This is a genomic window from Nocardia sp. NPDC056000, assembly GCF_042269265.1.
GTDB lineage: Bacteria > Actinomycetota > Actinomycetes > Mycobacteriales > Mycobacteriaceae > Nocardia.
In genome coordinates this window covers 227508-250637 of the sequence record NZ_JBHJXS010000002.1, presented here as the reverse complement: position 1 = coordinate 250637, position 23130 = coordinate 227508, and the positions used below count along the sequence as shown (strand labels likewise).

Annotated in this window: 19 protein-coding genes; 6 read left to right on the top strand and 13 right to left on the bottom strand. The window is 66.8% G+C overall.

Features of this window, described 5'->3' with window-relative positions:
* Positions 1-2: 2 nt before the first annotated feature.
* The 3 genes from cydB to ACFC4D_RS06225 all read right to left on the bottom strand — a co-directional run bounded on the left by cydB (position 3) and on the right by ACFC4D_RS06225 (position 3654).
* Positions 3-1055: a cytochrome d ubiquinol oxidase subunit II gene (gene cydB, locus ACFC4D_RS06235; RefSeq protein WP_376062001.1), complete on the bottom strand. Its 1053-nt coding sequence runs from the start codon at positions 1053-1055 to the stop codon at positions 3-5.
* A 9-nt stretch (positions 1056-1064) separates the two neighbouring features.
* The gene (locus ACFC4D_RS06230; protein WP_376062000.1) at positions 1065-2540 is read right to left on the bottom strand and encodes a cytochrome ubiquinol oxidase subunit I; all 1476 of its coding nucleotides are present in this window, start codon (positions 2538-2540) and stop codon (positions 1065-1067) included.
* Between the two features lie 184 nt (positions 2541-2724).
* Positions 2725-3654, bottom strand: a complete 930-nt coding sequence (locus ACFC4D_RS06225; protein WP_376061999.1) for an aminodeoxychorismate lyase — start codon at positions 3652-3654, stop codon at positions 2725-2727.
* 133 nt (positions 3655-3787) lie between these two features.
* On the opposite strand from ACFC4D_RS06225, the gene ACFC4D_RS06220 reads away from it, so the two are divergent.
* The 4 genes from ACFC4D_RS06220 to ACFC4D_RS06205 all read left to right on the top strand — a co-directional run bounded on the left by ACFC4D_RS06220 (position 3788) and on the right by ACFC4D_RS06205 (position 7067).
* The gene (locus tag ACFC4D_RS06220) at positions 3788-4903 is read left to right on the top strand and encodes a YgfZ/GcvT domain-containing protein (RefSeq protein WP_375962658.1); all 1116 of its coding nucleotides are present in this window, start codon (positions 3788-3790) and stop codon (positions 4901-4903) included.
* Positions 4900-5667: an MOSC domain-containing protein gene (locus ACFC4D_RS06215; RefSeq protein WP_376061998.1), complete on the top strand. Its 768-nt coding sequence runs from the start codon at positions 4900-4902 to the stop codon at positions 5665-5667. The genes ACFC4D_RS06220 and ACFC4D_RS06215 overlap by 4 nt, the downstream gene beginning before the upstream one ends.
* A 20-nt stretch (positions 5668-5687) precedes the next feature.
* Positions 5688-6650, top strand: a complete 963-nt coding sequence (locus ACFC4D_RS06210; protein WP_376062252.1) for an asparaginase — start codon at positions 5688-5690, stop codon at positions 6648-6650.
* A 207-nt stretch (positions 6651-6857) separates the two neighbouring features.
* Positions 6858-7067 (top strand): DUF3073 domain-containing protein, encoded by a 210-nt coding sequence (locus ACFC4D_RS06205; RefSeq protein WP_364641642.1) that lies wholly within the window; start codon positions 6858-6860, stop codon positions 7065-7067.
* 309 nt (positions 7068-7376) lie between these two features.
* Here ACFC4D_RS06205 and purM read toward each other — a convergent pair whose 3' ends face one another.
* The 6 genes from purM to purF all read right to left on the bottom strand — a co-directional run bounded on the left by purM (position 7377) and on the right by purF (position 15806).
* On the bottom strand, positions 7377-8456 hold the full coding sequence (gene purM, locus ACFC4D_RS06200; protein WP_364641645.1) for a phosphoribosylformylglycinamidine cyclo-ligase: 1080 nt from the start codon (positions 8454-8456) through the stop codon (positions 7377-7379).
* A gap of 126 nt (positions 8457-8582) precedes the next feature.
* Entirely contained in the window at positions 8583-10328 is a 1746-nt protein-coding gene (locus ACFC4D_RS06195; protein ID WP_376061997.1) for an ABC transporter ATP-binding protein, read from the bottom strand.
* Complete coding sequence (locus tag ACFC4D_RS06190) at positions 10312-11319, bottom strand: ABC transporter permease (RefSeq protein ID WP_376061996.1); 1008 nt, start codon at positions 11317-11319, stop codon at positions 10312-10314. The genes ACFC4D_RS06195 and ACFC4D_RS06190 overlap by 17 nt, the downstream gene beginning before the upstream one ends.
* On the bottom strand, positions 11319-12341 hold the full coding sequence (locus tag ACFC4D_RS06185) for an ABC transporter permease (RefSeq protein ID WP_364641812.1): 1023 nt from the start codon (positions 12339-12341) through the stop codon (positions 11319-11321). Before ACFC4D_RS06185 ends, ACFC4D_RS06190 begins: the two co-directional genes overlap by 1 nt.
* A complete protein-coding gene (locus ACFC4D_RS06180) occupies positions 12341-13882 on the bottom strand; it encodes an ABC transporter substrate-binding protein (RefSeq protein ID WP_376062251.1) in 1542 nt (513 codons plus the stop codon). The genes ACFC4D_RS06185 and ACFC4D_RS06180 overlap by 1 nt, the downstream gene beginning before the upstream one ends.
* Before the next feature lie 358 nt (positions 13883-14240).
* On the bottom strand, positions 14241-15806 hold the full coding sequence (purF, locus tag ACFC4D_RS06175) for an amidophosphoribosyltransferase (protein WP_375962647.1): 1566 nt from the start codon (positions 15804-15806) through the stop codon (positions 14241-14243).
* A 115-nt stretch (positions 15807-15921) separates the two neighbouring features.
* On the opposite strand from purF, the gene ACFC4D_RS06170 reads away from it, so the two are divergent.
* On the top strand, positions 15922-17250 hold the full coding sequence (locus tag ACFC4D_RS06170; RefSeq protein WP_376061995.1) for a YhgE/Pip domain-containing protein: 1329 nt from the start codon (positions 15922-15924) through the stop codon (positions 17248-17250).
* Between the two features lie 47 nt (positions 17251-17297).
* Here ACFC4D_RS06170 and ACFC4D_RS06165 read toward each other — a convergent pair whose 3' ends face one another.
* The 3 genes from ACFC4D_RS06165 to ACFC4D_RS06155 are packed head-to-tail and all read right to left on the bottom strand — an operon-like array spanning position 17298 to position 20215.
* Entirely contained in the window at positions 17298-17684 is a 387-nt protein-coding gene (locus ACFC4D_RS06165) for a sterol carrier family protein (RefSeq protein WP_376061994.1), read from the bottom strand.
* Between the two features lie 42 nt (positions 17685-17726).
* Positions 17727-18449 carry a lysostaphin resistance A-like protein gene (locus ACFC4D_RS06160; protein WP_376061993.1) on the bottom strand — a complete coding sequence of 241 codons (723 nt, stop codon included), beginning with the start codon at positions 18447-18449 and terminating at the stop codon, positions 17727-17729.
* On the bottom strand, positions 18446-20215 hold the full coding sequence (locus ACFC4D_RS06155) for an alpha/beta hydrolase (RefSeq protein ID WP_376061992.1): 1770 nt from the start codon (positions 20213-20215) through the stop codon (positions 18446-18448). The genes ACFC4D_RS06160 and ACFC4D_RS06155 overlap by 4 nt, the downstream gene beginning before the upstream one ends.
* 144 nt (positions 20216-20359) lie before the next feature.
* Between ACFC4D_RS06155 and ACFC4D_RS06150 the strand changes: the two genes are divergently transcribed.
* Positions 20360-20650: a YiaA/YiaB family inner membrane protein gene (locus ACFC4D_RS06150; protein ID WP_364641668.1), complete on the top strand. Its 291-nt coding sequence runs from the start codon at positions 20360-20362 to the stop codon at positions 20648-20650.
* Between the two features lie 100 nt (positions 20651-20750).
* Here the strand turns inward: ACFC4D_RS06150 and purL are convergent, their stop codons facing one another.
* On the bottom strand, positions 20751-23045 hold the full coding sequence (gene purL, locus ACFC4D_RS06145; protein ID WP_376061991.1) for a phosphoribosylformylglycinamidine synthase subunit PurL: 2295 nt from the start codon (positions 23043-23045) through the stop codon (positions 20751-20753).
* Positions 23046-23130: the final 85 nt, after the last annotated feature.

Sequence of the window (23130 nt, the reverse complement as noted above, 5' to 3'; positions counted from 1 at the left end):
GGCTAGACCTTGGGCGCGGATTCCAGGGGCAGGCCGATGGGGGCCGGAATCTGTTCCACGGTGAGCCGCTGGCGGAACACCCAGTAGGTCCAGCCCTGGTAGATCAGCACCACCGGCACCATGGCGACCGCGACCCAGCTCATCACCACGAGCGTGTAGTGCGTGGAGGAGGCCGAGACGGTCCCGTCGCGTCCGTCCACGGTGAGGCTGAACGCGGCATCGATGGTGGAGGGCAGCACATTCGGGAACAGCGATCCGAACAGCAGTGCGGTGGCTCCCACGATGGTCAGGGCGGTGCCGGTGAAGGCCCATCCGTCCCGGCCCTGGGTGGCGGCGAAGCCCGCGATCAGCAGTCCGATCACGGCCAGTACCAAGGGAATCCAGGTCCAGCCCTTGCCGTAGGCGAGCTGGGTCCAGATGCCGAAGGCGGCGACCACGACGGCGGTGGGCACGAACAGCTTCCGGATCAGCGCCTGGGCGTCGTCCCGCACCTCGTTGCCGGTCTTGAGCGCGATGAACAGCGCACCGTGCAGCATGAACAGCAGCAGCGTGGTGAGCCCGCCGAGCAGTGCGTACGGGTTCAGCAGGTCGAGCAGGTTGCCGCCGATCTGCCTGTGCTCGTTGAGTTTCACGCCGCGCACGATATTGGCGAACGCCAATCCCCATGCGAGAGCGGGAATCCAGGAGCCCAGTCCGATGCCGATATCGCACCAGACCCGCCATTTGTCGTCGTTGATCTTGCTGCGCCATTCGATGGCGCAGGCCCGCGCGATCAGTCCGACGAGAATGAGCAGCAGCGCCAGGTAGAACCCGGAGAACAGGCTGGCGTACCACTCCGGGAAGGCCGCGAACATCGCACCGCCGGCGGTGAGCAGCCACACCTCGTTGCCGTCCCATACGGGTCCGATGGTGTTGAGCACCACGCGCTTTCGCACTTCGGAGCCCTTACCGAGGATCGGCATGAGCATGCCGACCCCGTAGTCGAAGCCCTCCAGCACGAAGTAGCCGGTGAAGAGCACCGCGATCAGTAGAAACCAGAATTCAGGGAGACTCATCCTCGGCTCCTAGTAGGCGAAGGAAAGCTTGTCGACGGTGTCCCCGGTCATGCGCGGCCCGGTGTCCGTGGGGGCCGGTTCCTCCGGTCCCGCGACCACGTAGCGGCGCATGAGGTAGAACCAGGCGACCGCGAGCAGACCGTAGAGCAGGGTGAAGACGACGAGCGAGGTGACGATGGTGCCCGCGGTGACGCCGGAGACGCCCTGCTGCACCGTCATTCGAATGTGTTGATCCCCGGTCGGATTGGGTGCGACGACCCAGGGCTGGCGGCCCATCTCGGTGAAGATCCAGCCGGAGATATTGCCGAGGAACGGGGTGGTGATGGCGATCAGCGACAGCCAGGAGAACCACTTCTGGTCCGGCACCCGGCCGCGCCTGGTGACCCAGAATCCGGCCAGCGCCAACAGCAGTGAGCCTGCCAGGAAGCCGATCATGGCGCGGAAGGTCCAGTAGGTGACGAACAGGTTGGGCCGGTAGTCGCCGATCCCGTACTTCTCGTTGTACGAGATCTGGAGGTCCTTGACGCCTTCGAGGGTGACGCCGCTGAACTTGCCCTCGGCCAGGTACGGCAGCACGCCGGGCACCTCGATGAGGTGGTCCACGCTGTCGCAGTTGTTGTGCGTGCCGACGGTCAGGACGGAGAAGTCCGGATCGGTCTCGGTGTGGCACAACGATTCCGCGGAGGCCATCTTCATGGGCTGCTGTTTGAACATGAGCTTGCCCTGGATGTCACCGGTGAACACGAGCGCGACCGCGGCGACCAGCACCACGTACAGCCCCATGCGCGCGGCGGGCCGCCACATGGTGCGGGCCTCCTCGACAGGTGTTGTGTCGCTGGCGATCTGGCCCTGCCGAACCCGCTTCACCATCCACCAGCCCGCGATTCCGGCGACGAAGGTGCCGGAGGTGAGGAACGCGCCCGCGACCACGTGCGGGAAGGCGGCCAGGGTGGTGTTGTTGGTGATGAGCGCCCAAATGCTGGTCAGCTCAGCGCGTTTGGTCTCCGGGTTGTATTCCGCGCCGACCGGGTGCTGCATGAACGAGTTGGCGGCGACGATGAAGTACGCCGAGGCGTTCACGCCGATGGCGACCAGCCAGATGGTGGCCAGGTGCACCTTTTTCGGCAGCCGGGTCCAGCCGAAGATCCACAGTCCGAGGAAGGTGGATTCCAGGAAGAAGGCGACCAGCGCCTCCATGGCCAGGGGTGCGCCGAAGACGTCGCCGACGAAGCGGGAGTATTCGCTCCAGGCCATGCCGAATTGGAATTCCTGCACGATGCCGGTGGCGACGCCGAGGGCGAAGTTGATCAGGAAGAGCTTCCCGAAGAATTTGGTGAGGCGGTACCAGTGCTCTTTGCCCGTAATCACCCATGCGGTCTGCATGCCCGCCACCAGCGGCGCGAGTCCGATGGTCAGGGGCACGAAGATGAAGTGATAGACGGTGGTGATTCCGAACTGCCAGCGCGCTAAATCAACGACGCTCATCCGACCTCCAGCCGATCTACGACATGACGTAGTACCGAAGGTTACGCGCTACAGCGTTCGAATCAACATGCGCCGCGCCACAGTCGCCAGGAATTTGCTGGAACGTGATACGCAGGCCGACCGGAGCCCTGATCAGCGCCACCCAAACGTGGCACCGATCATGCAAACGGGGTCGCCTACCGGACTACCAGTCCGAGACGCTGCCCGGCAGCGCCACACCCCGATCCACCAGCGCCGCGATCTCCGGGGCATTGTCCGGGGCCGACATGCGCAGCCCGTCCAGGGATTTCACCCGCGCGGCCAGGGTCACGCTGGACAGCATCCACACGCTGTCCGCGGTGATCAGATCCGCGGTGAACAGCGGTTCGTAGCGGCAGTCCCACCCGGCCTTCTCGGCCTGGGTGAACAGCGCCCGCTGCGTGGTGCCGGGCAGTACGCCATTACGCGCGGGCGGCGTGATCAGCTGATTCTCGCGCGCCACAACCACTGTCGAGCGCGGACCCTCCAGCACGCGATGCTCGGTACTGGTGAAGATCACGTCGTCGGCCTCCATCCGCCGGGCGAAGCGCAGCGCGGCCATATTCGTTGCGTACGACAGGGTTTTGGCCCCGAGCAGCTGCCAGGGCGCGGCCTGGGCGAGATCGATGGAGATGCCCCGGGACAGGGTGATGACCGAAACACCCTCGGCGCGCGCGGTTTTCACGCGTTCCTGGACGGGGACGACCAAAACGTAACCGGTGGTGGCGGGTTCGGATCCGGCAAGCACCCCGGTTGCGGTAGCCGTCTGTTTGCCAGCCGCACTTCCGTGATCGCTGTCACGCCCGCGGGTGAGAACCATGCGCAGCATGCCCTCCTCCGCGCTCCCCCACTCCTCGGCCGCCAGCTCCACCGCGAAGCGCCACGCGTCCAGATCCGGGACGGGCAATTCGAGGGCCTCGGCCGAACGCCGCAGTCGCGCCAGATGCAGTTCCAGGGCACAGGCGACACCACCCCGCACCAGCACCGTCTCGAATATCCCGTCACCGCGCAGTGCGCCGATATCGTCCGCATACAGAAGCGGCGCGTCCGGATCCCGGATCGCGCCGTCAAGAGTCACCAGAACCCGTTCCACCATGCGCCCGAGCCTAGGGCAGCGGCCCCCGTCACGGAGTGATAACGACGCCGCAGAACTCGCCAACCCGGCAATACAGATCACAGTCCCGTAAGCGCGGGCGACGCCGAAAATTCGACACCGCTAGTGTGGGGGTGTGTCCTTCGAGGTAGCACCCAGTCCGATTCTTCAGGTTCCAGGGGCTGTCGCGGGGCCGCCCGAATCACCGGATGCGGCGGTCGCGTGGCATTACGGGGATCCGCTGGGCGAGCAACGCGCCGCCGTGCAGCGCGCCGCGATAGTGGATAGATCGCATCGATTCGTGCTGAGCATCACCGGTAAAGAGCGGTTGAGCTGGCTGAACACCATCTCCAGCCAGGCAGTGGCGGATCTGCGCGACGGCCAGTCCGCCGAGGATCTGGATCTGGATCTGAACGGTCGCGTCCTGCACCACTTCGTGCTCACCGAGCTCGACGGCACGGTGTGGATCGACACCGAAGCCGCGCGCGGCCCCGACCTGCTCGCGTTCCTGCAGAAGATGGTCTTCTGGGCGGACGCCAAGCCCGAGGCCGCCCCCGAGCACGCGGTGCTGAGCCTGCTCGGCCCGCGCGTGGCCGACCTCACCGAAACCCTGGGCATCGCAAGCCTTCCCGAGATCTACCAGGCCGTGGCCCTGCCCGGCGGCGGTTTCCTGCGCCGGATGCCCTGGCCCACCGATGACTCGTTCGACCTGATCGTCCCCCGCGCCGACCTCGCCTCCTGGTGGACGCGGCTGCGCGAGGCGGGCGCGGAAGCCGCCGGTTCCTGGACCTTCGAGGCCCTGCGCGTCGCGGCCCTGCGCCCGCGCATCGGCATCGACACCGATGACCGCACCATCCCGCACGAGGCGAACTGGGTCGGCGGTATCGCCGAGCACGGCGCGGTGCACCTGAACAAGGGCTGCTATCGCGGTCAGGAGACCGTGGCCCGGGTGCACAACCTCGGCAAGCCGCCGCGCAATCTGCTGCTGCTGCACCTGGACGGCTCCGCCGACGACCGCCCCGTCCCCGGTGACGCGGTGACCGCCGCCGGTCGCGCGGTGGGCGTGCTGGGCACCGTGGTCGACCACTACGAACTCGGCCCGATCGCGCTGGCGCTGGTGAAACGCAATGTCCCCGCGGACACCCCGCTCGCGGCGGGCCCGACCGCGGCCGCCATCGACCCGGATTCGGTTCCGGCCCATGATGAACCGCAGGCCGGCCGCCTCGCCGTCGAAAAGCTCCGCGGGCGATGAGCGTCGATTCGCACGCCGTGGTGGACGCCGCCGCGGCCGGGCGTGTGCTCGCGGTCTGCGTGCTGCACGAGGAGCACGAGGTGCCGGGCCGGGTCGGGCGCACGGCGATCGACAAACGTCCGGTGCCGCACCGGGTTCCGGTGCGCGCCCTGGGCCTGGACGGCGATCACGTCTGCGATGTCGATCACCACGGCGGCGTGCATCAGGCCGTGTACGCCTATGCCGAGGAGGACGCGCGGGGCTGGTCCACCGAATTGGAACGCGATCTCGCGGCGGGCTGGTTCGGCGAAAATCTGCGCATTTCCGGTCTGCCGGTGAGCGATGCGGTGATCGGCGCGCGCTGGGCGATCGGCGACACCGTGCTGGAGGTGTCCGCGCCGCGCGTTCCGTGCGCGACCTTCCAGCACTGGTCCGGTGAGCAGCAGTGGGTGAAAAGGTTCACCGCGCAATCGAATACGGGCGCGTACTTCCGCGTCCTGACCGAGGGCGCGATCGGTGCGGGCGATGAGGTGCGGGTGCTGCACACCCCCGCGCACGGCGTCACCGTCCGCGATCTGTTCACCGGCGCGGATATGACCCGCCTGGAGTCGCTGCTGGAATCCGAGCCGACCATCTCCGACGATGTGCGCATGCAGATCGAACGGCATCGCCGCCGCCACGAGAACGCCGAGCGCGCCGCACAATTGCGCGCGGAGCGGGAGAGCGGCTCGGCCGAATCGGCGCAGCGGGAATCGGCTTTCGCGGAGAAGGGGTCTCGGGAATGAGCGCACCAGGGGTGCCGGGCGTGAACGCGGATCTGGTCGAGGTGGTGCGCTCCGGATTCCGCGAGTGCGTGCATCGCGGTTCCGCCGTGGTGCTGCGCCCCGATGGTGAGCCGCTGGTGCAGGTGGGCGCGGTGCACGGCCCGATCTTCCCGCGGTCGACCAATAAGCCGATGCAGGCACTCACCTTGCTGCGCAATGGTTTCGAACCGGCCGACACCGCCGAGCTGGCCATTTCGACGGCCTCGCATTTCGGTGAGCCCGATCATGTGGAGCTGGTGCAGCGGCTGCTGGATCGTTTCGGTTTCACCGAGGACGATCTGGAGTGCCCACCCGATCTGCCCTTCGAGGAGCAGGCTCGCGCACAGGTGCTGGCCGGGAGCGAGCGCGGTAAAGCGGCCCGCCGAATCTTCATGAACTGTTCCGGCAAGCATGCCGCCATGCTCGCGACCTGCCGCATCAATGATTGGCCGACCACCGGTTATCTCGATATCGCGCATCCGCTGCAGCAGGCGGTGCTGGCCACGATCATCGATGTCACCGGTGAGCCGGAGACGGATCTGGGCATCGACGGTTGCGGCCTGCCGATCGTGCCGGTGTCGCTGGTGAATCTGGCCCGCGCCTACGCGAAGCTGGCGACCGCGCCGGAAGATAGCCCGGAGCGCCGGGTGGCGGATGCGATCCGTTCGCATCCGCGAGTGATTTCCGGCACGGACGGACCAGATTTTCGCGTCATGACCGCGACCCCGGGACTGGTCTGCAAGATCGGCGCGGACGGTGTGCACGCGGGCGCGCTGCCGGACGGTTCGGCCTTCGCGTACAAGATCGATGACGGCGCGGATCGCGCCAGATTGCCGCTCACGCTCGCGCTGTTGCAGCGTATGGGTATCGAATGGACCGACGAGCATTCGGAATTGGCGGCCCCGGCGGTGTTCGGCGGCGGCGCCCGGGTGGGTGTCATCCGAGCTGTTCCGGGGGTGCTCTAACCCCCGCGGCCGCTCGCGCGCGCTCGATTCCGACGGTCCCGGACGACCTGCCGCGGTGGTCTCCGGGGGCACTTCGACGGTTTCTCACCCACTCCTGGAAGCGAGACCGCCGGACACACGCTAAAGTGTCTGTCAGGAAGATTATTAATTCGAACGGGGCCGCCAAACCACCCCAGGCCGCCCCGCAGTGACGCGAGGGGGTCAGCCATGGGCCGTGGCCGGGCTAAGGCAAAGCAGACCAAGGTGGCGCGCGAGCTCAAGTACAGCTCGACGCCGACCGACTTCCAGAGCCTGCAAAGGGAGCTGGGAGGGAGTCCCTCCGACTTGCCGCGGAGTGGTGTGCTTTCCGACGAGCACGACGCGAAGGATTCGCAGTCGAGCTGGGACGAAGACGACTACGACGACTGGCGCCGCTGACTCGGATTGTCGACGCAGCCAAGGGGAGTCCGTGAGGGCTCCCCATTGACTCGTTGATATGCACCGAGGCACCGACGACATTGAATATGTGATGACACGGCAGCGTCCCGTCCGTTCGGGCGGGACGCCGATGTGTGTTCTGTACCAGCACACCGGATTTCGAGTGTGCGGTATTCCGGGCTACTCGGTGCTCCGAAGGTGGCGGGCCGCAACGATATCCGGCTTCTCAGACATACTGCACGACATTCCAGACATACAGCACGGCCCCGGTTACTCCTGCGAGTAACCGGGGCCGTGTGTCGTTGGCGGCTAGAAGCGCGGGTGGTCGCCCAGCAGCACCGCGCGCGGGGCGTCGGCGTCCTTGGCCTTCTTGACCGTGCCGAGGGTCCAGCAGTCGATGTGGCGGGCGGTGAGCACCGCGAGGGCGCGGTCGGCGTCCTCGGGGGCCACGACGGCGACCATGCCGACGCCCATATTGAAGGTCTTCTCCATCTCGGCGCGCTCGACGCGGCCCCGCTGCGCGATCAGCTTGAAGACCGGCGCCGGGCTCCAGGTGCCGCGGTCCAGTTCGGCGACCAGACCGGCCGGGAGCACGCGGGCCAGGTTGTTGGCCAGGCCGCCGCCGGTGACGTGCGAGAAGGTGCGCACATCGGTTTCGGCGATCAGGGCCAGGCAGTCCTTGGCGTAGATGCGGGTGGGCTCGAGCAGTTCCTCGCCGAGGGTGCGGCCGAATTCCTCGACGTGCCCGGACAGCTGCATGCGGTCGATGTCCAGCAGCACCTTGCGGGCCAGCGAGTAACCGTTGGAGTGCAGGCCGGAAGCGCCCATGCCGATGATGACGTCGCCGGGGCGGACGCGGTCGGGGCCGAGCACGGCGTCGGCCTCGACGACACCGACACCGGTGCCGGAGATGTCGTAATCGTCCGCGCCCATCAGGCCCGGGTGTTCGGCGGTCTCGCCACCGAGCAGGGCGCAGCCCGCCAGGATGCAGCCCTCGGCGATACCGCCGACGATCTGGGCGACGCGCTCGGGCACCACCTTGCCGACGGCGATGTAGTCCTGCAGGAACAGCGGTTCGGCACCGCAGACGACCAGATCGTCGACGACCATGGCGACCAGGTCGAGGCCGACGGTGTCGTGCTTGTCCATGGCCTGCGCGATGGCGATCTTGGTGCCGACGCCGTCGGTGGAGGAAGCCAGCAGCGGCTCCTTGTACCCGGACTTGAGTGCGAACAGACCAGCGAATCCGCCGATTCCACCCTGTACCTCGGGCCGGGAAGCCTTCTTGGCCAGCGGAGCGAAGAGTTCTACCGCGCGGTCGCCGGCTTCGATATCCACTCCGGCTGCCGCGTAGGAAGCACCGGCGCCACTGGGTGTCTGTTCAGTCATTGTCGGGGAAAGCTCCAAGCCGAATCGGACGGATAGATGCCTGCTCACGGTACCGGAGTCGATCGCAGGACGTCCGACCTCCCCTCATAGCAGACAATCCGCCGAGCTTCCAGACTTAACCGCACCTCACGAAATCAGTCGCTGTCTTTCGGCTCTGCGACGGCGCTGCTCTTCGGGATCGGGGACGGGCACCGCCGCTACCAGGCGGCGGGTGTAGTCCTGAGCCGGATTGCGCAGGATGTCGTCGCGCGGACCCTGTTCGACCACTTCGCCGTTGCAGAGCACCGCGACATTGTCGGCGAGCTGGTCGACCACGGCGAGGTCGTGGCTGATGAACAGGCAGGCCCAGCCGCATTCGCGTTGCAGGTCGGCGAAGAGTTCGAGGACCTTGGCTTGGACGGAAACGTCCAGGGCACTTGTCGGTTCGTCCGCTATGAGGAGATCCGGATTGAGGACGAGGGCGCGGGCCAGGCTCACGCGCTGGCGCTGACCACCGGAAAGTTCGTGCGGATAGCGCTTTTCGGTGCCCTCGGGGAGTTGGACGTCATCGAGCAGTTGGCGAACCCGGTCGCGCATGGCCGCGCCCTTGGCGGTGCGGTGCACGACCAATGGTTCGGCCACGCAGTCGCCGACGGTCAGCCGCGGATTGAGCGAGGTGGCCGGGTCCTGGAAGACGAAGCCGAGGCGGCGGCGCATGGGTCGCAGCCGCCGTTCGGAGAGTCCGGTCAGTTCGGAGCCGAGCACGCGCACGGATCCGGCTGTGGCGCGCTGCAATCCGGCGGCGCAGCGGCCGATGGTCGATTTGCCGGACCCGGATTCGCCCACCAGGCCGAGGGTTTCGCCGCGCGAGATGCTGAAGCTCACGCCCTGTACGGCTTTGAAGGTGGCCCGGCGCAGACCGCTGGAGAACTCGACGGTCAGGTCGGCGACCTCCAGCACCGGCACGGTGGCCGCCGGGGTCGCCGACGTGCCGCCCGTGGACGCCCCGGTGTCCGAATCGTTTTCGTTCACCTCCGTCACGACCGGAGCCGTGCGCGTGGACGCCCCCAGGTGTGGCACCGCCGCCAGCAGCGCGCGCGTGTACTCCTGGGTGGGGTTGGCGAAAAGGTCGTCGACGGAAGCCTGTTCGACGACTCGCCCGGCGCGCATGACGACTACGCGGTCCGCCATATCGGCGACGACGCCCATATTGTGCGTGATCAATACGATGGCGCTGCCGATGCGATCGCGGAGATCGCGCAGCAGTTCCAGGATTTCGGCCTGCACCGTCACGTCGAGGGCGGTGGTGGGTTCGTCCGCGATGATCACCTTGGGTTCGCAGGCGATGGCGATGGCGATCATGACGCGTTGTTTCTGCCCGCCGGAGAGCTGGTGCGGGTAGTAGTTGACGCGGCGTTCCGGTTCCGGCAGTCCGACCAGTCGCAGTAGATCGACGGCCCGGGTGCGCGCGGCCACGCGGCTCATATCGCTGTGTGCGCGCAGCGCTTCCATGATCTGGTACCCGGCGGTGAACAGCGGATCCAGTGCGGAGCCGGGTTCCTGGAACACCATGGCGATATCGCCGCCGCGCACAGCGGTGAGCTGTCGTTCGCTCATCTTGGTGATCTCGGCGGTGCCGAGGGTGACGGTGCCGCTCACCCGTGCGGTGGACGGCAGCAGCCCGATGGCGGTGCGCGAGCTGACCGATTTCCCGGAGCCGGATTCGCCGACGACGGCCAGGACTTCGCCGGGGTACACCCGGTAGGACACATTGGAGACCGCGTGCACGGCCCCGGCATCGGTGGCGAAGGTGACCGACAGTCCGTCGACGGACAGTGCGGGACTGCGCTTTTCGGGTTCCGCGGCTGCGCCGAGGTCAGGTTGATCGGGCATCGTCGACCTCCGGTTCCGGTGCGGCGGCGTCCACGCCGCGGCGGGTGCGCAGCAGTGGGTTCAGGACTTCATTGAGGCTCTCGCCGACCAGTGTCATGCCCAGCACCACGAGAACGATTGCGGCGCCGGGGAATACGCCGGTCCACCAGATGCCGTTGGGCACGTCCTGCAGTGCCTTGTTGAGGTCGAAACCCCATTCGGCGGCCTGGGTGGGTTCGATGCCGAAGCCGAGGAAGCCGAGTCCGGCGAGGGCGAGAATGGCTTCCGCGCCGTTGAGCGTGATGATCACCGGCAGCGACTGGGTGACATTGGCGAAGATGTGCCGGTAGAGAATGCGCCCGGTGGAGGCCCCGCTCACCCGCGCGGCGTCCACATACGGTTCGGTCTTCACCGCGACGGTGGCATTGCGCACCACTCGAAAGTATTGCGGCACAAAGATAACGGTGATGGCGATGGCGGCGGACAGGACGCCGCCGAGCTTGCTGGAGTTGCCGCCCGCCACCATGATCGAGACCACGATGGCGAGCAGCAGGGTGGGGAACGCGTACATGGCGTCCATGAACAGCACCAGCACGCGGTCCACCCAGCGGCCGATATAGCCGGAGATCAAACCCAGTGGGACGCCGACGAACAGCGACAGCACCAGCGATACGCCGATGACGTACAGCGCGGTGCGCGCCCCGTAGAGCACCCGGGAGAACACGTCCTCACCGCGTATCGAGGTGCCGAGCCAATGGTCGGCGGACGGCGCCTGCTGGCGTACGAAATCGACGCCGTCCGAGGCGTTCTGGGCCAATCCGTAGGGTGCGATGAGCGGTGCGAACACCGCCGCGAACAGGAATACCGCGATCAGCGCGATACCCAATATCAGTGTGGCGCGCTGGAATCCGTGCGTCAGGCTGAACAGGCGCAGTCCCGGCAGACCGCGCCTGCTCCCCCTCACAGTGAGCGGGGCGACGGCCGGGTCGGTCACCACTTCCGGAGCGGTCATCAGAACCTCACTCTCGGGTCGATCAGCGCGACGATCACATCGACCAGAAAGCTCATGATCGCCACCACCAGTGCCAGGAATGTCACGATCCCCTGCACCGCGACGAAATCGCGCTGGGTCAGGTACTCGGTGAGTTGATAGCCGAGCCCCTTCCAGTCGAAGGTGCGTTCGGTGAGCACCGCGCCGCCGAGCATGGACGCGATGTACATGCCCATCACCGTCACGACGGGGATGAGCGCATTGCGGAAGGCGTGCCGTCGCGTGACCACCCGCGACGAAAGTCCGCGTGCCCGAGCGGCATCCACGTAATCGCTGCGCAGGGTCTGGATCAGGTTGATCCGCACCAGGCGCAGGAATACGCCCGCGGTGAGCAGGCCGAGCGCGATCGCGGGCAGCACGGTGTGTTTGAGCACATCGAGCAGATACCCGGTGTCGCCGTACAGGATCGCGTCGATGAACAGGATGTTCGTCTTCGGCGACACATGCTGCAGTGCCAGTTCCACATTGGTGCTGGCGCGCCCGGAGGCGGGCAGCCAGCCCAGTTTCACCGAGAAGATCAGTTTCAGCAGCAGGCCGACGAAGAACACCGGGGCCGCGTAGGCCAGGATCGCGAACAGTCGCAATCCGGCGTCGGCGGCCGTGTCACGGCGGGTGGCGGCGAAGCGGCCCAGGGGGACGCCGACCGCGAATGCCACCAGCAGTGACCAGAAGACGAGTTCGAGGGTGGCCGCACCGTAGTGGGTGACGATCTCGGTGATGGCCCGATTGTCCTGGGAGCGGCCGAAATCCCCGTGCAGGAGTCTGCTGATGTACTCCCAGTACTGGGTGAGGATGGGCCGGTCCAGCCCGGCGGCGTGTTTGCGCGCCGCCAGTTGATCGGCGGGCAGGCGCCCGCCGAGCGCCGCCGTGATCGGATCGCCCACCACCCGCATCAGGAAGAATACGACTGTCACCAGGATCCAGGTGGTGGGGATGATCAGCAGCAGCCGTACCCCGAGGTACCGCAGCAGTTGACCGGAGATCACTTGCTGAGCACTCCGAACCGGAACTTGAACGACGGGTCGAGGGTGTTCTCCACGCCCGAGACGTTCTTGCCCGAGACGGCGATCTGCTTACCGGACAGCAGCGGCAGGATCGGAATGAAATCCGCTGCGAGCGAACGCTGTACGGTGGCCAGCGCCGCCATGCGCTTGGCATTGTCGGGTTCGGTCACCTCGGCCAGCAGTTCGGCGTTGATGCGCGGATCCTCGAAATGCGATTGCAGGAAGTTATTGGTGCCGAAGAACGGGGTCAGGTAGTCGTCGGCGTCCGGGTAGTCCGGGAACCAGCCGAACTGGAAGATCGCGTAGGTGTCCTTGACGCGTTCCTTCTGATACGAAACCCATTCGGTGGATTGCAGATTCACCTTGAACAGCCCGGTGGCCTCGAGTTGGCTCTTGAGCGCGGCGTACTCCTCGGAGGAGGTGCTGCCGTAGTGGTCGGTGTTGTACTGGATGTTCAGGTCGACCGGGGTCGGCAGGCCCGCGTCGGCGAGGAATTTGGCCGCGGCGGTCTTGTTCGGCTTCTCGCCGTAGATTTCCTTGAACGGTTCGGTCGCGCCCGGAACACCCTGCGGCACAGAGGAATACGCCGGAGCGTAGGTGCCCTTGTAGACGCCGGTGGAGAGCGCCTCACGGTCGATGGAGGAGGCGAGTGCCTTGCGCACCGCGAGTTTCGCCGCGGGGGTCGCGCCCGGCATGGTGTTCATATTGAAGATGATGTAGCGCAGTTCGCCGCCGGGACCCTCCTTCACGGTCACCTTGTCGTTCTTGCGCAGTGATTCGATATCGGTGGGCGCGAGCGAGCGCCAGGCCACGTCGATATCACCGTTCTGCACGTCCAGGCGCATGTTCTCCGAACCGGCGAAGTACTTGGTGGAGACGCGGTCGGTCTTCGGCTTGCCCAGTACGCCGTTGTAGTCCGAATTCGCCTGGTAGGAAACGAGTTTGTTCTTGTCGTAGCTGGTGATGGTGTACGGGCCGGAGAACGGCTTGGCCTTCCACACCGCGTCGTCGTCGAGGAGTTTGTCCGCGGGGAACACCTTCTCGTCGACGATGGGTCCGGCCTGGGTCGGCAGGATGGCGGCGAAGGTCTGATCGTTGGCGACCTTGAGGGTGAAGTTCACCGTGGTCGCGTCGACGACATCGGTGTGGTCCAGATTGCCGAGCAATGAGGCCGGGCCGTTGGGGTCGTTGATCTTGAGCATGCGGTCGAAGGAGAACTTCACGCTGTTCGCCGTGAGCGGGTTGCCGTTGGCGAACTTCAGATCCTTCTTCAGCGTGCAGGTGAACACCGTGGGCGTGCTGAATCCGCACTTCTCCGCGGCGTCCGGTTTCGGAACCGCCTCGCCCGGTGGGGTATTCAGCAGGAACTGGTAGACCTGGGTCTCCACCAGCAGTGATCCGTTGTCGTAGGCCGCGGCCGGGTCGAGCGAGAAGATCTTGTCGGTGGTGCCCACCACCAGTCCCGCATCCCCGCTGTCCCCTCCGGTTCGCCCGGATCCGCATCCCGCTGCCGCAAGCATGGTGAGGCCCGCCAGCCCCACCGCCGCAATATTTTTCGCGCGCATACCGCCCTGCTTTCTCACGCGGCGCGTGGGCCGGGTCGCGACCCCGCCGCGCCGCGGTGGACTTCGTTTGGCTGCGGACAGTATCGACCGGTTATAACCGGAATGTTGCGAATACGAACAAATTAATCACTTTTGCCTCATATGCCCGACCAGGCCGATGTCTCAACTGGGACAGAGCAATTCGCGAGCAATGTCGCGCAGGGGCGCGGGGCGGCCGGGGAGCCGGGTGCGTCATCGCCGTGCTCCGGGCGCGAAAAACACTCGTGCCCGCCCGCGAATATCGCGGACGGGCACGGGGTTTCCGATGTACCGACTACGGGCGGCTGAGCGCGCTCGCATTCGCGTTGTCGGCCAGCAACTCCGCCTCGGAGGCACCGGTGAGCACACTCTCCAACAGGTTCTTGCCGATGGCCGCCTCGGTGGGCAGTGCGATCGGGTAGTCGCCGTCGAAGCAGGCGCAACACAGGCGCGAACGCGGCTGTTCGGTGGCGGCGACCATGGCGTCGAGCGAGATGTACCCGAGGCTGTCCGCGCCGATGGAGCGGCGCACGCCCTCCACCATGTCATCCATGCTGGTGCCCTCGATACCGTCGGGCCCGGCTCCATTGGCGATCAGCTCCGCGCGCGAGGCGAAGTCGATGCCGTAGAAGCACGGCCACTTGACCGGCGGCGAGGCGATCCGCACGTGGATCTCCAAAGCGCCTGCCTCGCGCAGCATTCGAATCAGGGCGCGCTGAGTGTTGCCGCGCACGATGGAGTCGTCCACGACGATTAGTCGCTTACCGCGAATGACCTCGCGCAGCGGATTCAGCTTGAGCCGGATGCCGAGCTGGCGGATGGTCTGGCTGGGCTGGATGAAGGTGCGGCCCACATAGGCGTTCTTCATCAGGCCCTGCCCGTACGGCACGCCCGAACCCTGCGCGTAGCCGACGGCGGCCGGGGTGCCGGACTCCGGCACCGGGATCACCAGATCGGCTTCAACGGGATGTTCCAGTGCCAGGCGGCGGCCGATCTCCACGCGGGTGGCGTGCACCGAACGACCGGAGATGGTGCTGTCCGGGCGGGCCAGGTACACCATTTCGAAGACGCAACCCTTGGGGGTCGGGTTGGCGAAACGGAGTGAGCGGACACCGTCGGCGTCGATCGCCAGCAGTTCGCCCGGCTCGATCTCGCGCACGAAGGACGCGCCGACGATATCGAGGGCGGCGGTCTCGCTGGCGACCACCCAGCCACGATCGAGACGACCCAGGCAGAGCGGGCGCACCCCGTGCGGATCGCGTGCGGCGTACAGCGTGTGCTCATCCATGAAGGTGAGGCAGAAGGCCCCGCGCAGGGTGGGCAGCAGCTCCAGCGCGGCCTGCTCGATGCTCTTGTCGGCGGCGGCGTGCGCGAGCAGCGCGGTCATCACATCCGAATCGGAGGTGGCGGCCATATTGCCCGCGACCCGGCCATTGATCAGGCCGAGTTCCCGTGCGCGAGAGCTCAATTCGGCGGTATTGACCAGATTTCCATTGTGGCCCAGCGCGATTCCGGAACCCACCGCGGTGGTGCGGAAGATCGGCTGTGCGTTCTCCCAGGTCGTGGACCCGGTGGTGGAGTAGCGGCAGTGGCCGACGGCGACGTGGCCGGGCATGGCGGCGAGCGTCTGCTCATCGAAAACCTGGCTCACCAAGCCCAGATCCTTGAAGACCAGCACCTGCGAACCGTCGGAGACGGCGATGCCGGCTGCCTCCTGCCCGCGATGTTGCAGCGCGTAAAGTCCGTAGTACGTGAGCTTGGCCACATCCTCGCCAGGGGCCCAGACACCGAACACACCGCACTCTTCGCGGGGTTCGTTTTCGGGCTCATCGAGGGTGGTGTCGGCGGGGGGCAGGGTCACCGTGTTTGCTCCCTGTTCGGCGGGCGGGGGGCAGGACCCATAGTACTGGTAACCACCGCGCAACCCACCGCTGGGATAACCCGCATCGCGGCGGCTTTGCTGTTAGCGTTCGGGCGTGGCGAGCACCGAGGTTTCGGAGTCGAGTCCTACCCGTCGTTTGAGCCCTTTCAGGTGGGCGTTTCCGATCGTGGTGGTCACGCTGCTGGCCTCGCTGCTCGGTGTGATGTACCTGGATTACATCGTCGATCCCGAGAAGAATCTGCACGATTTCCCGATCGCACTGGTGAATCAGGATGTCGGCGATGATCTGAACACCGGCGGTGCGACCAAACACGTGAACTTCGGTGATCAGGTCGCGGCAGGACTGCAGCAGGCGGTGCCCGGGGACAAGATCGATCTGCGCGTGCTCGGCATCAACGAGGCACAGCTGCAGATGCAGTCGGCGAAGGTATACGGCACCATCATCATTCCGAGCGACTTCTCCAAGCGGCTCGGCATTCTCGGCGTCGGCAGCGTGGTGCCCGGGGAGATCACCCGGCCGACGATCACGCTGCAAACCAATCCGCGCACCGGCGCGTTCACCACGGCCATCGTGCAGAAGTTCGGCGCGGAGGCACTCACCCAGGTGAACGCGCAGGTCGGCAAGCAGTTGACCGAGCAGGTCAAAACGACTTTGGCACCCGCGCCCGGTGGTCCGCCCGCACCGGAATTGTCGGCGGCCACCCTGGTCGCGCTGACCACTCCGCTGGATATCGTGGTGCAGCAATTCCATCCGCTGCCCGGCGGCTCGGGTGAGGGGTTGACCGCGTTCTTCTACAGCCTGCTGCTCCTGCTGGTCGGCATGGTCGGGGCGATGATCATCCACCAGCTGCTGGACTCGGCACTCGGATTCCTGCCCACCGAATGGGGTCCGTGGTACGTGCACTATCCGCGCACACCGATCTCCCGGGTGCGCACGCTGCTGTTGAAATGGTCTGCGGTGGTGGTCATGTCGGTGACGGTCTCGGCCGCGCTGCTCGGTATCGGCGAGGCGCTGGGCATGCCGATCGACCGCCCGTTCCTGCTGTTCCTCTACGGCGCGTTCGTCATCACCGCGGTCGGGGTCACCTGCACCTCGGTGCTCGCGGCGGTTGGCACCGCGGGCCTGATCGTCAACCTGATCGTCTTCATCATCCTGGGCCTGCCCTCTTCCGGCGGCACGGTGCCGATCGAGGCGACGCCCAAATACTTCGGCTGGCTGTCGAGTTTCGAGCCCATGCACCAGGTCTTCCTGGGCACCCGCTCCATCCTCTACTTCGACGGCAGCGCGGAAGCGGGCCTGTCCCGAGGCTGCTGGATGGCCGCCCTGGGCCTGCTCATCGGCCTGGTCTTCGGCCTCGTCATCACCCGCTTCTACGACCGCAAGGGCCTGGAACGCAAACCCGCCGTCGCGGCCGCCGCGTAATCCGCGGCGGCACAGCGCATCCGGTCAGCGGCACGCGGCGACTGGACTCAGAGCGGTACGACGGGTAGCCAGCGCGCCACTTCGGCGGCGCGCGATCCGGACGCCGTGAGCACTCCCGACTCCACCGCCTCCTCGAACCCCAACAGTCCGGTAGCCAGCAATAGCCAAGTGCGCGCATCGGTTTCGACCACATTCGGCGGCGTCCCCCGGGTATGTCGCAACCCCTCGATGCACTGCACCGCCACGAACGGCGGCACCCGCACCTCCACCGCGCCACCCGGAGCGTCCGCCGCCAGCGACCGCGCCGTCCCCCGGACGGCGGCCGCCAGCTCGGTCCGCGACGGAGCCGCGACCGATTCATCGCGCAACCACTCCCCCACGGCGGTCACCGCCGCCCTGACCTCCCCCGGATTCACCGCTCCACGTCCAGCCACGCGAAAAAGGCTACCGCCGACCGCCGACACGAATCGCCTCCGTCATCCGGGCGGAGTGGTTGCCGCTCCGGAATCCAGTGCCGCGATGACTCGGCGGGCCGCGAACGGTGCGAGCGCACCGCCGCCGTTGATAGCCAGGTGCAACAGCGCCGGGGCCGTGGCGCTACCGGTGCGACGGTAGAGGAGATCGAACAGCGCACCGGCCAGTCCGGTGGCGGCCACCGTGCCGAGGATCGGATCGGCGGCGGAGCGTGCCGCGCGAATGTGCGACAGCCCGAAAGTCAGTGCGCCCAGCCATGTTCCGCCCGCACCGAAACTCCGCTCCAGTAGCGGGGTCAGGGTGGCGCGATACACCAGCTCCTCGGCGAACACCGTGCCACCGGGGATGTGCAGCCCCGCCCATTCGGCGGTGGAGACGGCGGGCCCGCGATGGGCGGCTCCGGCCAGCTCCCGCCGAATGCGCGGAATCGCCAGTCCCACACCGTAACCGGCGAGCACCACCCCGCCCGCTGCCGCACCGGCGCGTAATCCGCTCGCCGATATCCAACCCGGCCTGCCCCGGAACGCGAACGCATAGGCCAGCGCGAAGCCGGTATTGGCGGCGGTACGGCCGCGCACATCCAGCTCCAGCGCGGGCAGCACCCGATTACTCCACAGCACCGGAAGAGCGACTGCCGCAGCGGCTTTCGCTGCGACGCGCACTCGCGAGCGGACCTCCGCCGCGGGAGCCGCCAGGTGGTTCGGGGTCGCCGAGGGTGCGGTCACTTCACCGCTCGCTCGTAATCCTCGGCGAGTTCTATTTGGGTGCGGATCTTTTCGGAGAGTTCGGGGGTCCAGCCGGGTGGGGCGGCGATGGCGGCCCAGCCGTCCAGGACGAGGGAGCCGTAGCGGTGCCCGTGGCCGTCGCTGACGCCCTGGGCGTTGGTGAGGTCGGCCGCCACCTGCCAGAAGGTGACGAAGGGCCACCAGCGCATTTGGGAGGAGACGTCCGCGCCTCGGGGTTCGGAGAGCCAATCCGGTTGGGAGAAGATGAGATCCGAGGACCACCAGACGATGGGGTCCGACGGGTGCATGAGGTAGGCGATACGGGGGTGCCGCCAGTCCGGCGAGGGCTTCTCCAGATCGGCCGCGGTGGCGGCGAATCGGACGGTGAGGCCGTCGGCGTAGATGGGGTCGACTTCCCGCGTGCCCGGATCGCGGCGCGAATTGAACTGCTCCCACAGCCGATTCGAATTGGGCGGCCCGACCCAGAGCGCACCGTCGACTTTGGAGCGCAGATCGGCCAAGCCGTCGAAGGCCGATTCGGAGCCCTGCGACCCGAGGCTCTCGCCATAGACGAGGAGTTTGGGTCGCGCTTCCGGCGGCCGCGCGGACCACGCCGCGTACACGGCGTCGAACATCTTGCGCCCCGCCACCGCCACCTTCTCGCGGTCCGCCAGGAACGACAGCACGCTGGGCAGATACGAGTACTGCGACGCCAGAATCGCGGTGTCCCCGCCGTACATGTATTCGATCGCGGCCGCGCTCATCGAGTTCACCCACCCGGTGCCGGTGGTGGTGACGATGACCAGCACCTTGCGGTCGAAGGCCCCGGTGCGCTGCAATTCCGCGACCGCGAGGTCCTCCTCGGTGGTGTCCGAACTCGCGGACTGCAATCCCACGTACGCCCGAATCGGCTGGCGCGCGGGCTTTCCGGTGACGGCGCTGATCAGCATGGGATCGGGTCCGTGCGAGACGAACCACCGCCCCTCCGAACCGAGCGTCTCCCATTTCGCCAATGACTGTGGGCTGCCGGATCGTTCGGGCCGGGTCGGCTGCAGGGCATACGGCGTCATCTTGTCATTGCGCACGCTGAACGCCGAGTTGGCGACTGCGAAGAACGCCCGCGTGGCGACACCGTTGAACAGCGTGATGATCAGTACGAACAGCAGCAGCGCCCCGGTGGCGGGCGCGAGCCTGGGCGGGATCCGCACCCACCGGCTCAATTGCCGCCCGATGAAACGCACGGCTTCCCGCAGCGTCCGGAACACCGCGACCACCAGTGCGCCGACCGCGACGCTCAAGCCGCCGGTGCGCAGATAGGCGGCACGCGTGGTGCCCTCCATATTCATCAGCCCGGTGATCTCCCGCTGCCAGTCCGCGGACATGACCAGCATGTACGCGGCGACAAGCACGCAGGTGAGCACCACGGCCACCTTCACCACGTACCGCACCCACTCGGGTGGCGTCTCGACCTTGATTCGCGGCCGAATCCACTTGCGGAACAACCACTGCAGCACACATCCGAGCCCGTACCCGGCGGCCGCGTTGAGCCCGGAGATCAACCCCTGGAACAGCCAATCGCGCGGTACCAGCGACGGCGTCAGCGACCACGCGAAGAACAGCGTCGCCACCACCAGCCCGGTGTGATTCAGATCGACGACATCCTCGGCCCGCTTGGCAACCCGCGCGATCCGCCGCCCCCAGCCACGCCGAGTCAGCACGGCGGCGCGCAGGCGCAGCCGCCTCAGCGTCTCGGCGGGGTCGAACACCCGTCAATTATGGACGGCGCGGTACGGAATCCGTGGATTCACGGCTGTGAGAGCCACCATTCCGGCGGCGTGTTGCTACTACGCACGCCACTCGAGTAGTTGTACGCGTGGCGCGGCGGCGCCGTCTCGACAGACTCGACGACTATGAGCAACCCCAGCGCACAGACCAAGAGCACCATGGCTTTTCTGGCTCAGGCCGTCATCGCCTTCGGAATCAGCTTCACCGCAATGGGTATCGGCATCGCCAATCTTCCCCTGGACTTCTGGCAGCGCGGTTTTCTGCTGATGTCCATGCTGTTCCTGGTGAGCAGCAGTTTCACGCTCGCGAAAGTGGTTCGCGATCAGCATGAGTCGTCGAAGGTGCATCAGCGCATCGATGAGGCTCGGATGGAAAAGCTGATGGCCGAACATGATCCGTTCAAGGTCGTGTCGTGAGTCGCGACCCGGGCGAATACGAAAGCACCCCGCCCGACCCGGTTGTTCGAGGGGTCCGGGTCCGGCGGGGTGCTTCGGTGTTCGCGTTACGCGCGCTGGGTCAGTGTTCGAAGTGGCCGAACAGTGCGGGCAGCGTGCCCTCGAAGGCGGTGCGCAGTTCGGCCAGGGTGATGGTGAACTGGCCCTGCACCTCGACCGCGTCCGAACCCTGATCGACGACGCCGATGCGGGTCCACGGCAGTTCGCGCGCGGTGCACATCTTGGTGAAGCGGGTTTCCTCCGAGCGCGGGACGGCGACCAGCACGCGCCCGGCGGATTCGGAGAACAGCTGCACGAACGGGTCGGTGCCCTCGGGAAGCAGGATGCGGCAACCGGTTTCACCGGCCAGCGCGGCCTCGATGACGGTCTGCGCCAGGCCGCCCTCGGACAGGTCGTGCGCGGCGCTGATCATGCCGTCGCGCGAACCGGCGGTGAGGATTTCGGCGAGCAGCTGCTCACGGGCGAAATCGACCTTGGGCGGCACGCCGCCGAGGTGATCGTGCTCGACCTGCGACCAGATGGAACCGTCCAGCTCGTCACGGGTTTCGCCGAGCAGGATGAGCGTCTCGCCGGGCTCCAGGCCCAGGCCGGTCGGGATGCGGCGGTGCACATCGTCGATGACGCCGAGCACGCCGACCACGGGGGTGGGCAGGATGGCGGTCTGGCCGGTCTGGTTGTAGAACGAGACGTTACCGCCGGTGACCGGAATGCCAAGGGCCACACAGCCGTCCGCGAGACCGCGCACGGCCTGCTGGAACTGCCACATGACGCCCGGATCCTCGGGGGAACCGAAGTTCAGGCAGTTGGTGACGGCCTTGGGGGTCGCGCCGGTGGTCGCCACATTGCGGAACGCCTCGGCGAGCGCGAGCTGAGCGCCGGTGTACGGGTCCAGCTTGGTGTAGCGGCCCGAGGCGTCGGTGGCCAGCGCGATACCGCGGCCGGACTCCTCGTCGATGCGAATGACACCGGCGTCGGCGTGCTCGGCGAGCACGGTATTGCCGCGCACATAGCGGTCGTACTGTTCGGTGATCCACTTGCGCGAGCACAGCTGCGGGCTGGCGATCATCTTCAGCAGGGTGGCGCGCAGTTCGTCACCGGTCTGCGGGCGGTTCAGCGCCTTGGTGGAATCGGCGATGAGCGCGTCCTGATCGGCCGGGCGCTGCACGGGGCGCTCGTACACCGGGCCGTGGTGGGCGACGGTGCGCGGCGGCACGTCCACGACAACCTCGCCGTGCCAGGTGATTTCGAGGCGCTCACCAGCGGTGACCTCACCGATGACGGTGGCGGTGGTGTCCCACTTCTTGCAGATCTCCATGAAGCGATCCACATTCTCGGGCGCGACCACGGCGCACATGCGCTCCTGCGATTCGCTCGAAAGGATCTCGGCGGGAGACATATTCGCCGCGCGCAGCGGGACCTGATCGAGTTCGATGTGCATACCGCCGGAACCGGCCGCGGCCAGTTCGGAGGTGGCGCAGGACAGGCCCGCGCCGCCCAGGTCCTGAATGCCGACGACGACACCGGAGTGGTACAGCTCGAGACAGCACTCGATGAGCACCTTCTCGGTGAACGGGTCGCCGACCTGCACGCTCGGGAGTTTCTTACGGCCGGAACCGGATTCGTCCCCGGAGAAGGTGTCCGAGGCCAGCACGGACACACCGCCGATGCCGTCGAGGCCGGTGCGCGCACCGAACAGAATGATCTTGTTGCCCTCACCGGAGGCGAAGGCCAGCTTCAGGTCCTCGACCCGCATGACGCCCGCGCACAGCGCGTTGACGAGCGGATTGCCCTGGTAGGAGGCATCGAATACGGTCTCGCCGCCGACATTCGGCAGGCCGAGCGAATTGCCGTAACCGCCGACGCCGCGCACCACACCGTCGACCACGCGCCGGGTGTCCGGGTGGTCGGCCGCACCGAAGCGCAGCTGATCCATCACCGCGATCGGGCGCGCGCCCATGGCCATGATGTCGCGGACGATGCCGCCGACGCCGGTGGCCGCACCCTGATAGGGCTCCACATACGAGGGGTGGTTATGCGATTCCACCTTGAAGGTGACCGCCCAGCCGTCACCGATATCCACCACACCGGCGTTCTCGCCGATGCCCGCGAGCATGCTGGAACGCATCTCCTCGGTGGTGGTCTCGCCGAAGTAGCGCAGGTGCACCTTGGAGGACTTGTACGAGCAGTGCTCGGACCACATCACCGAGTACATGGCGAGCTCGGCATCCGTCGGCCGCCGGCCGAGAATCTCCTTGATACGCGCGTACTCGTCATCCTTGAGGCCGAGTTCCTTATAGGGCTGCGCAGTATCCGGGCTGGCCGCGGCGGCGCTGACGGTATCGACGTGGCTGGTCACGGGGAAACCAGAGTCCTTTCGGCCGGGCATGTCAGAACTGAGAACCGGCATGGCTGGATTTCGGCGAGATACTGGTCAGAGTCTA